13 protein-coding genes are annotated in these 13,785 nt (G+C 64.2%); 10 read left to right on the top strand and 3 right to left on the bottom strand.

All coding sequences use genetic code 11. From position 1 onward, the window contains the following. Window positions 1–443 precede the first annotated feature (443 nt). The 3 genes from FJW03_RS26755 to FJW03_RS26745 all read left to right on the top strand — a co-directional run bounded on the left by FJW03_RS26755 (window position 444) and on the right by FJW03_RS26745 (window position 3,802). Window positions 444–605, top strand: a complete 162-nt coding sequence (locus FJW03_RS26755) for a hypothetical protein (protein WP_181168764.1) — start codon at window positions 444–446, stop codon at window positions 603–605. Window positions 606–971: 366 nt separating this feature from the next. After that, a complete protein-coding gene (locus FJW03_RS26750) occupies window positions 972–2,189 on the top strand; it encodes a glycosyltransferase family 4 protein (RefSeq protein WP_140764873.1) in 1,218 nt (405 codons plus the stop codon). A gap of 38 nt (window positions 2,190–2,227) precedes the next feature. Then, a complete protein-coding gene (locus tag FJW03_RS26745; protein ID WP_140764876.1) occupies window positions 2,228–3,802 on the top strand; it encodes a glycosyltransferase in 1,575 nt (524 codons plus the stop codon). Window positions 3,803–3,844: 42 nt separating this feature from the next. On the opposite strand, the gene FJW03_RS26740 is transcribed toward FJW03_RS26745, so the two are convergent. Both FJW03_RS26740 and FJW03_RS26735 read right to left on the bottom strand, forming a co-directional pair. Further along, window positions 3,845–4,420, bottom strand: coding sequence for a DUF1349 domain-containing protein (locus FJW03_RS26740; protein WP_140764879.1), 576 nt, complete (start codon window positions 4,418–4,420; stop codon window positions 3,845–3,847). Window positions 4,421–4,473: 53 nt separating this feature from the next. Then, the gene (locus tag FJW03_RS26735) at window positions 4,474–5,913 is read right to left on the bottom strand and encodes an aldehyde dehydrogenase family protein (protein ID WP_140764881.1); all 1,440 of its coding nucleotides are present in this window, start codon (window positions 5,911–5,913) and stop codon (window positions 4,474–4,476) included. Between the two features lie 275 nt (window positions 5,914–6,188). Here FJW03_RS26735 and FJW03_RS26730 point away from each other — a divergent pair, with 275 nt between their 5' ends. From FJW03_RS26730 to FJW03_RS26705, 6 genes are all read left to right on the top strand, one after another. After that, window positions 6,189–6,848, top strand: a complete 660-nt coding sequence (locus tag FJW03_RS26730) for a TetR/AcrR family transcriptional regulator (RefSeq protein WP_181173263.1) — start codon at window positions 6,189–6,191, stop codon at window positions 6,846–6,848. Window positions 6,849–7,004: 156 nt separating this feature from the next. Then, complete coding sequence (locus tag FJW03_RS26725; protein ID WP_226890473.1) at window positions 7,005–7,346, top strand: glycine cleavage T C-terminal barrel domain-containing protein; 342 nt, start codon at window positions 7,005–7,007, stop codon at window positions 7,344–7,346. Window positions 7,347–7,386: 40 nt separating this feature from the next. Beyond that, window positions 7,387–8,640 carry a sarcosine oxidase subunit beta gene (locus FJW03_RS26720; protein WP_140764886.1) on the top strand — a complete coding sequence of 418 codons (1,254 nt, stop codon included), beginning with the start codon at window positions 7,387–7,389 and terminating at the stop codon, window positions 8,638–8,640. Between the two features lie 19 nt (window positions 8,641–8,659). Then, window positions 8,660–8,926 (top strand): sarcosine oxidase subunit delta, encoded by a 267-nt coding sequence (locus FJW03_RS26715; RefSeq protein WP_140764889.1) that lies wholly within the window; start codon window positions 8,660–8,662, stop codon window positions 8,924–8,926. Next, a complete protein-coding gene (locus FJW03_RS26710; RefSeq protein WP_140764892.1) occupies window positions 8,923–11,802 on the top strand; it encodes a sarcosine oxidase subunit alpha family protein in 2,880 nt (959 codons plus the stop codon). The genes FJW03_RS26715 and FJW03_RS26710 overlap by 4 nt, the downstream gene beginning before the upstream one ends. Further along, window positions 11,795–12,355 (top strand): hypothetical protein, encoded by a 561-nt coding sequence (locus tag FJW03_RS26705; RefSeq protein WP_140764895.1) that lies wholly within the window; start codon window positions 11,795–11,797, stop codon window positions 12,353–12,355. The genes FJW03_RS26710 and FJW03_RS26705 overlap by 8 nt, the downstream gene beginning before the upstream one ends. Here FJW03_RS26705 and FJW03_RS26700 read toward each other — a convergent pair. After that, a complete protein-coding gene (locus tag FJW03_RS26700; RefSeq protein ID WP_140764897.1) occupies window positions 12,345–12,830 on the bottom strand; it encodes a hypothetical protein in 486 nt (161 codons plus the stop codon). The genes FJW03_RS26705 and FJW03_RS26700 overlap by 11 nt on opposite strands. A gap of 229 nt (window positions 12,831–13,059) precedes the next feature. Here FJW03_RS26700 and FJW03_RS26695 point away from each other — a divergent pair, with 229 nt between their 5' ends. Continuing rightward, window positions 13,060–13,734, top strand: coding sequence for a GntR family transcriptional regulator (locus FJW03_RS26695; protein WP_140606783.1), 675 nt, complete (start codon window positions 13,060–13,062; stop codon window positions 13,732–13,734). Window positions 13,735–13,785: the final 51 nt, after the last annotated feature.

Raw genomic sequence — 13,785 nt, 5'->3', positions numbered from 1 at the left:
CGGCCTTTGTTCACTCAAATGTCCGCAAATACCAGACCCAAGTATTCCATCCGGCGCTTGACGGCACCCGGTACTGCCAGGGACGATTGAGCTCGCCTTGCGGCCGCGGAACACTCGTGGATGCAGCCTGTAACTGAAACGGAATATGCAATCCAGCTCTTGAGCAGGAGTTACATCTGCGTGCCGTTGTGTGCCGGAGGCAAGCATCTCGATCTCGACGCAATGGACTATCATCCCCTCATTTGCAGGCCCGTCGAAAGGACCTGAAAGAGTTGGCATTCCGATCGATTGCCTTTCATCTGTCGCAGAAACCGCCAACCAGCGACGACATCCGCCGCTGGTTTCCGAAGTCTGCTGGAAATGTCGGAATCCTTGGGGATTCTCTAACCTTCTTATTCTGGATTTCGATGATGCCGCAGGCTACCTGAGCTGGTCGGGCAGGCATGGACAAGCTCAAGGTTCCACATGGATATACAAGCGATCGCACCCTGAACGCCTGGCGCTACCTTTTCAACGAGACATGGCCGATCGCCGTGGGCAGCGCATTGGTCGCGGCCTGGGCGACGGCCGTCATCCGCTTTCCTGAAAACCATCAGCCTCGATGAGGATACATGCTATTGGGCAGCCTTGCTTGCCCGAGCCGATGTGGTGACGACCCCTACCCCGGTGCTCCTCTACCACCATGACGAAGAGAGAATGGCGCGACGGTTTGTGCAGGCTCCGCGGGCGACGTTTCTGGCGATAGCGCTAGAACTGGACAAACTCGCCGGTTCGGGCATTGCTAGGGACGTCCTGCAGTGGAGGAAAGCCTGGATCGCGCAGCGGCTTTCAAGGCAGCTTCTCAAGCACAAGCGATACAGGGATGCGATAAGCATGATGCGTGCGGTCCGCGCCCACAAGACCCTGAACCGGAGTTGGAAGACATTGCAATATCATAGCAATATCATACCCGAATTCATGCCGGAGCCATAATGGAACGGCCCGGCCTTTCGTCGGCCGCCGGCGGGGTCAAGGAAAAACGTACCCTGGTCGTCTCTTACGACCCTGCCTTTCCGGCGGTTTCGGGCGCGGATCTGAGGAATTTCCGCAATGCCAGTCTGGCCTCGGAATACGGTCCGGTCCAGCTTGCCTCGGTTCGGCCGCTGGGTAGTCCGTCAAAGCCGTCCAACGGACGCCTCCAAGCCGTTGGGCTGACGATTGCGGAGGAGCCGCGCTCGTCCTCGCTGGGCTGGTGGAGGATAGCGGCGGAGAACCGCATTCCCCGCACGGCACTCGCGCGCCTGCTGACCCTGGTGCAAACCTTCAAACCCGACACGATCATCGTCGAGGGAATCGGCCTGTTCAAACTGCTGCGGCCGTTGCGGCCGCTGACGAAGCAACTCGTCCTCGATATGCATAACGTCGAGTCCGACCTGGCGGCACAGCTGCAGCATCTCCGTCTGGAGCGATTCCGGGCCGGATTTGGCATTCGGCGACTGGAGAGAAAAGCGCTTTCCCTCGTCGACAGGGTCTGGGTCTGCTCGAACCTGGACCGCGAGAAGCTGACGGGCCTGTCCCGGCACAAGGTGCCGATCGATGTCGTTGCGAACGGAATTCCCAAGGCCGAAGACATTCCCGAAGCGCTGTCCGCCGAGGCCGCGACCGATAGGGGGTTTCCGGTGATCCTGTTCATCGGCCATCTCGGCTATCCACCGAACGTCGATGCCGCCGAGCGGTTGGCCCATGCCATACTGCCCCGCATCCGGCAGGCCTTGCCCGGCGCGAAGCTTGTCCTTGCCGGACGTACCCCAAGGGCGGCGGTGCGGGCGCTGACCGGGTTGCCCGACGTGGAACTCATCGAAAATCCCGAAAGCGTGGCACCGCTTTTGTCCGCCGCGCATCTCACCATCATTCCGCTCAAGGCGGGTGGGGGCACGCGCATCAAGATCCTGGAGGCGATGGCCTGGGGCGTGCCGGTGATCGCGACACCGGTGGCGGCCGAGGGTCTGGACCTGGTCGATGGCGACGAGGTGCTGCTGTCGGCCACCTACGAAGGACTTGCCGATATGGCGATCGGACTTTGCCTGGACCCCGAACGCCGGTCGCGGCAGCGCGTGCGCGCGCATCAAGCCGCATGGGCACGGTTTAGCCCGCAAGCGATCCGCGAGGCGATCCGTACCGGTCTTGACCTGGACAATGACGGCAAATGACGCCCGGCCGTTCCCCTCATCCGCCCCATGAGCTGCCGATGATCCCGCCGATCCTGCACCAGACATGGAAGACCGACAGCGTTCCCGCACGCTTCCATGCCTATGCCGACAGCTGGAAACGGCATAATCCAAACTGGACGGTGATGTTCTGGAGCGACCGGATGCTGCTCGAATTCGTGGCCGAGCATTATCCGGATTTCCTGCCTATGTTCTGCAGTTACACGAACGGCGTGCAGCGGTCGGATGCGGCCCGCTGCATGCTGCTGCATCATTTTGGCGGGATCTACGCGGACATCGATTGCGAATGCCTCGCCCCCTTCGATCCGATCATGGACGAGACCCGCGTCGTGCTGTGCAAGGAGCCGGCCTCGCATGCAGCCATCCAGGCGGATCTCCGGGGTCTGCCCTATCTCCTGTTCAACGGGACGATGGCCAGCCCAGCCGGTCATCCCTTCTGGATACAAGTGCTTTCCCTGATGCGCAGGCTCGCCAGCGCCAAGAACGTGCTCGACGCGACCGGACCCTGTCTGTTGACCTCCGCACAACTCGCCTACAGCGATCAGGCTGCCTTTGCCATTCATCCTTCCGGCCTGTTCACGCCGGTGACGCCGGCCGGGAGCGCGAAGCGCGAAGCCGGCGACGACACGGCAGCGCTTTCGATCCATCACTGGGCCGGCACATGGTGGATCCCCGAGCCGCCACCGACCTGGAGGACCAGGCTGCGCAACCGAGCCTATCGGCTGCGGTATCAGCTGACGCGCGGCGCGTATCTGGATGAGGCCGAGGCGAAAGCCAGCGTCGACAAGGCGGTTCTGTCGGCGCCGCCGCCCTCAGGCCGCAACATTGCCGTCCTGGTGCCGCTTCGCGACGCCGCCGATCTCATCCAGCCCTTTCTCGACGCACTGGACGGGCTCGACTATCCCAAGGACAGGATCAAGCTGGTCTTTTGCGAAGGCGACAGCCTGGATGGGAGCTGGGAACGCCTGCAAGCCGCGACAGCAGGATTAGCCGGCAAATATCGTGACATCGTCCTGCTGCGGAGACAGGTCGGCACCAGGCTCGACAGGGCAAAACGGGCAAAGCCCAGCATGCAGCGGGTGAGGCGGGGCGCAATTGCCAAGGTGCGAAATCACCTGATCGATCATGGACTGAAGGAAGACGACGACTGGGCGCTGTGGATCGACATCGACGTCTGGCGCTTCCCCGGCGATGTGCTGAACCGGCTGATCGCCACTGGCCATCGCATCGCGGTGCCCAATTGCGTGAAGATCGCCGGCGGCGGCAGCTTCGATCTCAACAGCTTCGTCATAAGACGCCAGACCAAGGACTATCGTTACTATCGCGAGATACGCGGCGGACTGCACCAACCGCCCGCGCAAACACCCAACCGCTATCATCTCGGCGATGTCAGGCATCTCGACATCATCGGCCTCGATGCGGTTGGCGGAACCATGCTCCTGGTCGACGCCGCCTTGCATCGCGGCGGCCTTCGCTTCCCCGAAACTCCCTACCGCGACCTGATCGAGACCGAAGCCTTCGGCGTGCTCGCCAATGATCTTGGCGTCAGGCCGGTCGGCCTGCCGAAACTGGAGATCCTACACGTCCCGTGGTGATGCATCGGCCTGCCGTGGCTTCTGCCTGAGATGCTCCATGCATCAGTCATGTAATTCCCGAGAAATCGGCGGGCCGACCGAAAATCCGGAGAATGTCACCTCGAAACCCTCGCGCTGCGGTGAACAGCACATCATGCCGACATCGACCGTCTTCGAGATCGGGAAATAGGCGAGCCGCACCGGCTTCCAGTTGCCGTCCGAAACGTCGAGATACTGGACGCGGATCGCTTCGCCATGGCGGGTCAGGCGGATCCTGACGCCATTCGGGCCGGCGGGAATGGCCACCAGCGACCAGTCCGATGCGTCGTTGGTGACGACAACCGAGAAATAGGCGAGACCGTCGGTGTATTCGATGCCGGCCTTGATCCAGTGCGTCTCGCTCAGCCGGATCATCAGTCCGGCCTGGTCGTAAAGCACCTTGTAATCGCCTTTGACGGTGACCTCGGCGGTGAAATCGCCCTCGACCGGCCGATACAGGAAGTGGCCGTTGTGGCGCCAGAACCCATAAAAGGTCTCACGCCAGAAGTCGGTCTCCTTGCCGGAGCGCACGCTGACGGCATCGCCGTCGATGACGTGGTGCGGCGGCGGGTTGAGCCAATTCAGGTCCTGCAATGTCATTGCCTCGTGCCGATTCCCTAGTGAACGCCGCCGGCCCGATGGCCGGCGTCCAGTCAACCTGCAAAGGTATAGGCGGTCTTCACCATGGTGTAGAATTCCATCGCGTAGCGGCCCTGTTCGCGCGGACCATAGCTCGAGCCCTTGCGGCCGCCGAAGGGAACGTGGAAGTCTACCCCCGCCGTCGGCAGGTTGACCATCACCATGCCGGCTTCCGAATTACGCTTGAAGTGGGTGGCGTGCTTGAGGCTCGAGGTGCAGATGCCGGAGGTCAGCCCGAAGGGCGTGTCGTTGGCGACTGCCAACGCCTCGTCATAGTCCTTGACCCTGATGACGCTGGCGACAGGCCCGAAAATCTCCTCGCGCGAGCTGCGCATGGCGTTGGTGGCGTCGGTTAGCAGTGCCGGCCGCAGATAGAAACCCGGCGTCTTGCGGTCGAGCCGTTCGCCGCCGAAGGCGAGCGTGGCGCCTTCCCTGACGCCGATGGCGATATAATCCTCGTCCTGCTTCAGCTGCGTGGCGTCGACGACCGGACCGATCTGGGTCTGCGCGTCGAGCGCATCGCCGACAACCAGTCCATCCATCCGCTCCTTCAGCGCATCGACGAAACGGTCATGGATGGAATCGGTCACGATCAGCCTGGACGAGGCCGTGCAGCGCTGGCCGGTCGAGAAGAAGGCGCCGTTGAGCGCGCAGTCGACGGCAACCGCAAGATCGGCATCGTCCAGCACCACCAGCGGGTTCTTGCCGCCCATTTCGAGCTGGAACTTGCGCATGTGCTCGACGCTTGCCGCGGCGACGCGCTTGCCGGTGCCGACCGAACCGGTGAAGGTGATGGCGTTGACATCGGGGCTGTCGAGCATCGCCTGGCCGACCACCGAGCCCTTGCCCATGACGAGGTTGAGCACGCCCCTGGGCAGGCCGGCGCGATGCAGGATGTCGACGATGGACCAGGCGCTCTCGGGCACGAGTTCGGCCGGCTTGAAGACGATGGTGTTGCCATGGGCCAGCGCCGGAGCGATCTTCCAGGCCGGAATGGCGATGGGGAAATTCCACGGCGTGATGATGCCGACCACGCCGACCGCCTCGCGCGTGATCTCGACGCCGACACCCGGCCGCACGCTCGGCACCATCTCTCCGGAGAGGCGCAATGTTTCGCCGGCAAAGAAATCGAATATCTGGGCGGCGCGGATGGTCTCGCCAATGCCTTCTGCCAGCGTCTTGCCTTCCTCGCGCGCCAGGTTGCGGCCTATCTCGTCCTTGCGCGCCATGATCTCGTCGGACGCCTTCTTCAGCACTGCATGGCGCGCCAGCGGGCCGGAGCGGGACCATGCGGGAAAAGCTGCCTTGGCCGCCGCGATCGCCTGGGACGTCTGTTCCACGTCCGCCGAGGCGTATTCGCCGACGACATCGCCGGTATCCGAGGGGTTGATGTTGCGGGACCCGGCGTCGCCGACCCATTCGCCATCGATGAGGTTCTTTCGAAACTGAGCCATGTCCTCGTCTTTCCTGCTGGTTGGCCGCGTGGCGGCATCTTTCTGACTTGATATTTGCCAGACAATTGCCCTGCGGGAAAGCACGTACTGGCCGGGCCACCGCGACAAAAACCCCGGGCCTGCCATAGCGTCAATAGCATGGCGGCGGCAGCGCCCCATGGACAGGCAGCCCGGTTAAGATCCCCGCAGCCGTCACGTCAGCTCAATCGAAACGCCCTATACAGCGATGTACATAGCCTTGATTTGCCTGATCCGGCATGTCATGCGTCATCCCGATGGCAGCCATCGAAACGACGATTCAGCGCGCCGGCGTCACCGGTAACATCAAGGCCACTCGTGACGACTGGCTGAAGCTGGCGCTTGAAACGTTGATCTCGGATGGCGTCGAACGCGTCCGCGTGCAGACACTCGGGCAGCAGCTTGATGTCTCGCGCTCCAGCTTCTACTGGTATTTCAAGAGCCGGCAGGACCTGCTCGACCAATTGCTGGACTATTGGCGGCAGACCAACACCCGATTCATCGTCGAACGCGCCGGGCGGCCATCCGCCACCGTCATCCGCGGGGTGATGAGCATTTTCGAATGCTGGGTGGACGAAAAGCTGTTCGATCCCCGGCTCGATTTCGCGATCAGGGCCTGGGCGCGCCGCTCCCCCGCCACAAGGCGCGCGCTCGACGAGGCCGATGAAGAACGCGTCAATGCCATACGCGATATGTTCATGCGCCATGGCTATGAAGAAGAAGACGCGTTCGTGCGCGCCCGCGTGCTCTATTTCATGCAGATCGGCTATTACTCGCTCGAACTCGACGAGCCGATGAGCAGCCGCCTGACGCATGTCGCGTCCTATCTGCGCAGCTTCACCGGCCAGGAACCGACCGCCGAGGATGTCGAGGACTTTTCGCGTTATGTCGAGAAGACACTTTCCGGCAAACGGTAGACGGGGCACCGGCTGCCTGACTCGGCAGCTTTCTCGGCAACAGGCTTGCTCCATATCCACACACCAGCCTCCTCCGGCCCGGTTCTCGCGATGCACTGGACACATGTGTACAACAAAGATAGGGTGCATCGCCACAACCGGGTGGAGCGCGACAGGATGAAATCGGAGGCTGCCCTGAAAAAGAACCAGGCCGGCGCGAGGCGAACGCTGGTGACGCTCGAAATCGACGCCGAGGATGCGGATGCCAGCGGCTACGAGCCGGTCTGGAACAAGGGCAAGCTTGCCGGCTTCGTCACCTCCGGCGGCTACGGCCACACCGTCGGCAAGAGCCTCGCCATGGCGCTTGTCGACCGCGACGCGGCCGATGCCGATACGCAGTTGACAACCCACATCGTCGGCATCGAAAGAGATGCGCTTCGTCGCCTTACGATCCTCTCGCAAGGCGATGCGGGCGTGACCGATCGACCGGTGACGTCCATAGAGAAGACCATACAATGATCCACGCCCCCTTCCCCAAATCAGGCCTGGCCGGCACGCCATGACCAGACGCTATTCCGCTCTGTCGCTGTTCAAGGAAGGCCTGGCCGGCCAGACCGGCTGGAAGCAGGCGTGGCGCTCGCCCGAGCCGAAGCCGTCCTACGACGCGATCGTCATCGGCGGCGGCGGCCATGGGCTGGCGACAGCCTACTATTTGGCCAAGAACCACGGCATCGCCAGGGTGGCGGTCCTTGAAAAAGGCTGGATCGGCGGCGGCAACACCGGCCGCAACACCACAGTGGTGCGCTCCAACTATTATTACCCGGAGAGCGTCGAACTCTACGGGCTGGCGCACAGGCTCTACGAAGGCCTGTCGAAGGATTTGAACTACAACGTCATGCTGTCGCGGCGCGGCATGGTCAATCTCTGCCACTCGACAGTCGAAATGGAGATGGGCGCGCGCACCGTCAATGCCATGCAGATCAACGGCATCGATGCGGAGCTGTTTTCGCCCGAGGATGTACGGCGCGTGGCGCCGATCTACAATTTCTCACCGGACGCGCGCTTTCCGGTGTTCGGCGGCATCTGGCAGCGCCGCGCCGGAACGGCGCGCCACGACGCGGTCGCCTGGGGTTATGCGCGGGCGGCGAGCCGGCTCGGCGTCGACATCATCCAGAATTGCGAAATCAGCGATTTCATCATCGAGGGTGGGCGCTGCCGTGGCGTCCGGACGACGCGTGGCACGATCCGCGCCGAGCGCATCGGCATGGCGGTGGCCGGCCATTCCTCGGTGCTGGCGGCCAAGGCCGGCTTCCGGCTGCCGATCAATTCCTACGCGCTGCAGGCCTGCGTTTCCGAGCCGGTGAAACCGATCCTCGACACGGTTGTGCTGTCGCCCGGCACCGGCGTCTATGTCAGCCAGTCGGACAAGGGCGAGATCGTCATTGGCGGCGGACTTGACCGCATCCCCTCCTATGCGCAGCGCGGCAATCTGCCGACGCTGGAAACCGTCGTTGCCGGCCTGTTGGAAATGTTCCCGATCTTCGGCCAGTTGAAGCTGATGCGGCAATGGGCGGGCATTGTCGACGTGGTGCCGGACTCCTCGCCGATCATCGGTGAATCGCCGCTGCCCAATCTATTCCTCAATTGCGGCTGGGGCACAGGCGGGTTCAAGGCCATTCCCGCCGGCGGCACGCTGCTGGCGAACCTGCTGGCAACGGGCAGGCACAACGACATCAGCCGTCCGTTCGACCTCGATCGCTTTGCCAGCGGGCGGCTGATCGATGAAGCGGCCGGCTCCGGCATCGCGCACTAAGACAGGACCAGAGGCAATCATGCAGCTCTTCCCTTGCCCGTTCTGCGGTCCGCGCGACGAGACGGAATTCCACTTTGGCGGCGATGCCGGCAATGTCCGGCCTGACGGGGCCGATCTGCCGATCGAGCGCTGGGCAAACTATCTCTATCTCAGGAGCAACCCGAAGGGTGCGGCGCGCGAAATCTGGGTGCACGTGACTTGCGGCGAGTTCTTCGTCATGGAACGTGACACGGTCACGCACGAGGTGCTGTCCTCGACCGCTCTTGGCGGGGAGCACGCGGCGTGACCGCCTCGCGTCTCACCACCGGCGGCAGCGCCATCGACCGGTCGCGCCCGATCCGATTCAGCTTCGACGGCAGAACCGTCGACGGTTTTGCCGGCGACACCATCGCCTCGGCGCTACTGGCCAACGACGTCGCGGTTGTCGGCCGCTCCTTCAAATACCACCGGCCGCGCGGCATCTGGGGCGCCGGGGTCGAGGAGCCGAACGCGCTGGTCGATGTCGGCGGCCCACGTGCGACGCCGAACACGCGTGCCACGACCGAGCCGGCGCGCGACGGGCTGGTGGCAAAAAGCGTCAACGCGACGCCCAGTGCGCTCGCCGACCGCAACGCCTTCCTCGACCGCTGCTCGCGCTTCATTCCAGCGGCGTTCTACTACAAGACCTTCATGTGGCCGGACTGGCACATGTTCGAGCCGCGCATCCGCGCCATGGCTGGGCTGGGCGAAGTGGACAAGGGCTGGACCTCGCCGGGCTCGGCCGACCAGATCAACCATCATTGCGACGTTCTGGTGGTGGGCGCGGGACCGGCTGGACTGGCGGCGGCGAAGCTGGCGGCTGGCGCCGGCCTCTCCGTCACACTGGTCGACGACCAGCAGAAGCCGGGCGGATCGCTCGGCCACCGCGCCGGCGAGATTGACGGCAAGCCGGCTGCCATCTGGATCGACGGGACGATTGCCGAGCTTGCCGCCGGCGGCCACCTGATCCTGCCTGCAACCACCGCCTTCGGCATCTACGACCACAATCTGGTCGGGCTGAACCAGCGTCATTTCGACGGCCGGCGCGACACGCTGTGGCGGGTCCGGCCGCGCCGGATCGTGCTGGCGACCGGCGCCATCGAGCGGCCGCTGCCCTTCGCCAACAACGACCTGCCAGGCATCCTGTCGGCGGATGCGGCGCTCGCCTATCTCAGGCGCCATGCCGTGCTGGCCGGCAGGCGCATCGTCGTCGCCACCAACAATGACAGCGCCTATGAAGTGGCGGAGGCGTCCTCCGAGGCCGGCGCCGAAGTCACGCTGGTCGACATCAGGCGTGACGGCATGCCAGCCACCAAGGTGCGGCTGGTCAAGGGGCGATCGCTTGCCGCCGCCGACGGCAAGCTGCGCATCGAGGGCGTGACGCTGGACGACGGCACCAGGCTCGACGCCGACTGCGTGCTGGTGTCGGGCGGCTGGACGCCGACGATTCATCTGTTCGGCCAGGCCAAGGGCAAGCTTGCCTGGAGCGAGGCGCGTGCCGCCTTCCTGCCGGACGATCCGGTCGATGGCATTTCCGTCGCCGGCGCCGCGGCCGGCGCGGTTTCGCTGTCGGAGGTGTTCGCAGGCTCGCAGAACGCCGTTGCATCGCTCGGCCAGACGAAGGCCGAGATGCCGCGCAGCACCGGACCGGAGGCGACAGGCGGGATCGTCGCCGCCTGGCCGGTGCCCGGCTCGAAGGGGCGCATCTGGATCGACTACCAGAACGATGTGACAGTGAAGGACGTCGAGCTGGCGGCGCGCGAAAACTTTGTCTCGGTCGAACATCTGAAGCGCTACACAACGCTCGGCATGGCGACCGACCAGGGCAAGACCTCCAACTTGCCCGGCCTGGCGCTGATGGCAGGCATCACCGGTCGCACGGTGCCGGAGGTCGGCACCACCACCTACCGTCCGCCCTTCACGCCGGTGCCGCTGGCGAGCTTCGCCGGTGCGCGCGGGGGCGAGTTGATGGCGCCGGTGCGTCGGCTGCCGCTGGAAAACATCCATCGCGCCGATGGCGCCGTGTTCCAGGAATATGGCGGCTGGCTGCGACCTGCCCACTATGGCGGTCGCGATGCCGATGCGGATCGCGCCATCCAGGACGAGGCGCTGCGCGCCCGCCAGTCGGTCGCGCTGTTCGACGGTTCGACGCTCGGCAAGATCGAGGTGATCGGCCCGAAGGCGGCCGAATTCGTCGATTTCCTCTACTACAACACGATGTCGACGCTGAAACCGGGCCGCTGCCGCTATGGCTTCATGCTGTCGGAGAACGGCGTGGTGTTCGATGACGGCGTGCTGGTGCGGCTGGACGAGCATCGCTTCGTCGTGTCGTGCTCGTCCTCGCATGTCACCGCGGTGCATGCGCGGCTGGAGGAATGGCGCCAGGACCGCTTTGGCCGCGGCGCCGTCTATATCCACAATGCCACCGCCGAAATGGCAACGCTGACCGTCTCCGGGCCGAACGCCCGGAAGCTGCTCGAAACGTTGGGCCTTGGCCTCTCGCTCGACGATGCAGACCTGCCGCATATGGCGATAGGCCATGGCAGCTATGGCGGCGACGAGGTCCGCATCGCGCGCGTCAGCTTTACCGGCGACAGGAGCTATGAAATCTCGATCCGCGCGGACCGCGCCGAGACCCTATGGACCCGTCTGCGCGAAGCTGGCCAGCCGTTCGATGCCGCCATCATCGGCCTCGAAGCGCTGATGATCCTGCGTGCGGAGAAAGGCTTCATCGTCATCGGCAAGGACACTGACGGGACCACACTGCCGCATGATCTCGGCAGCGAAGGGCCGCGCGCCAAACGGCAGACCGAATTTGTCGGCCGCTGCTCGCTGTTCACCGACGAGGCTTCACGCGACAACCGGCTGCAGCTTGTCGGCCTGACGGTGCCGCAAGGCGATGCGCCGCTGCCAACCGGCGCGCACGGCGTCAAGCGCAGCGGCGGCAGGCTGCGCAGCCAGGGTTTTGTCACCTCCAGCTACCAGAGCCCGACGCTTGGCCGGCCGGTCGCGCTTGGCCTGATCGAGCGCGGCGCGGCGCGGCACGGGGAGACGATCGAAATCCAGCATCTCGGCAAGGTCAGCACGGCGACCATTGCCGCCCCTTGCGCTTTCGACCAGGCAGGAGACCGGCTGCATGCGTGATCTCGCGGAAAAATGGTCCGTCGCGCCGGACTGGCAGAGCGCCACGATCGGAGTGCCGGGGCTCAAGATAAGCCCGATCACCGGACTGCACCAACGCCTGGTCAGCGGCGGCCTTGCCGCATGGGCCGAGGTCTCAGGGTTCGATGGAACGGCCGCCGGTGCATTCGGCCTGACAGAGGGCATACGCTATTCGGTCCGACTGGCGCGCGACCGGCTGCTCGTCGTATCAAGCAACCCGCTCGCCATCCCCGCAGGTTGGCATGGCGAAGGTTTCGCGGTGACGACGATCAGCGCCGGCTTGCAGGTGTTCGAGGTCGAGGGCCCGGCTCTCGACGCTTTCATCGCACGCGGGACGACGCTCGATCCGCGCCAGCCAAGCGCCAGTGCGGCGCTTTCCCTCGCCGGTGTCAGCGCCATCGTGTATCGCCATGAGAATAGGCTGCGCATCCATGTCGACCGTGGCCTTGCAGCCTATCTCTGGACGTGGATGGAGCAGGCGGCCGGCCACATCGCGGCCGGAAATCAGCCAGTGGTGATCGCGCTCAGAGCGTGAAGGACCAGAACAGGCAGGCGAGGGTCGCGACGGCGAAGACGACGAAGAATAGGCTGCGCAACAGCACGTTGCGGCGCAGTTCATTCATGACGAAGTGGCAGCCGACAATCGCCACGGCGAACAGGAACCGCCAGTTCAGCAATGCCAGCAGGGCGCTGCCCTGGCCGAAGGCCCATCGGGCGAGAAGGCCGCCGACGATGGTGGCGAGCAGCACGATCACGGTCCAGAAGATCGCGTCGGCGGCGTGGGTGAGAACGATGCTCGCCGCCCTGATCGGCAGGATCATCATCAGCAGCGCGCTGAAGAAATAGACCGCGGCAAGCGGGATGAACGTTCCCGCATCGGCAATGCCGTCGAGCCGTTTCACGCCGGTCACGCCGTAGGGATAGCCATGTCGGGCCACGGCCAGGCTCAGCGCCATGAGCAAGGCGGTCAGCACGGCGACGAGTGCGAAGGTCGTGAGGGCTTTGCTCATGGGGTTCCTGTCGCGGACGAATCAGACAGGAACTGATGTAGCCGACGGTCGTAAATTGCGCGTAAGCGAAGTCGTGCTGAGCGGACCAACCCTGGCGCAAAGGGCGTCGCGGCCAGGCTGCACTGCAGCGATCCTGCCCGCGGAGCGGTTGGAGCGCGCATTGAATGCATTCCTATCTCCATTCTAATATAATCCGATCATTTCCGGTGAACGAAGCTACGGATTTGCCATGGACCTGGACCCTTCGACGCTCAATCGGGCTCTGCCGCTCCGCGATCAGATCTATCAGAAGATCCGCAACCTGATCGTCGTCGGACAGATGAAGCCCGGGGAGGTGATCAATGAGGTGGCGATCGCCGAGGCCCTCGGAGTCTCACGCACGCCGGTGCGGGAAGCCGTCAAGCGCATCAGCGACGAGGGCCTCGTCAAGATCCTGGCACAGACGGGCACCTATGTCGCGCCGATCAGCCGCGCCGACCTGGAAGAGGCCTATGTCATCCGCCGGGCGCTGGAGATGGAAAGCGCCAGGCGCGCGGCGGTGAAGCTCACGCCGGCAGCCGCCGAACTGCTGGAGGACAATATGGCGGCGCACAAGCTCGCAATATCGCGCGGCCGCTACGCCACCGCGATCCAGCTCGACGACGTCTTTCACCGCACCATCGCCGAGATCTGCGGCCTGCCGATGATCTGGCGGGCCGTCGACATCTCCAAGGCGCAGATGGACCGCGGCCGCTATCTCGCCATTCCCAAACCCGGCTATGGCGAACAGACGATCGAGCAGCACGAAGCCATTCTCGACGCGCTGAAACGACATGATGCCGAGGGCGCGGCGCAGGCAATGGAACACCATCTGGAGACGTCGTTTCGCAACACGCTCGAAGTCGCCGCCGAGCTTCTCGGCTGACGCTCGTCCTCGATCGCAAGCGGACATGACCAGCATATGCGAAGAATGGTA

It is taken from the genome of Mesorhizobium sp. B4-1-4 (assembly GCF_006439395.2).
In the GTDB taxonomy this organism is placed as follows: Bacteria; Pseudomonadota; Alphaproteobacteria; order Rhizobiales; family Rhizobiaceae; genus Mesorhizobium.
Note: the sequence above shows the minus strand (reverse complement) of the source record. Positions and strands in the feature narration are given on the sequence as shown.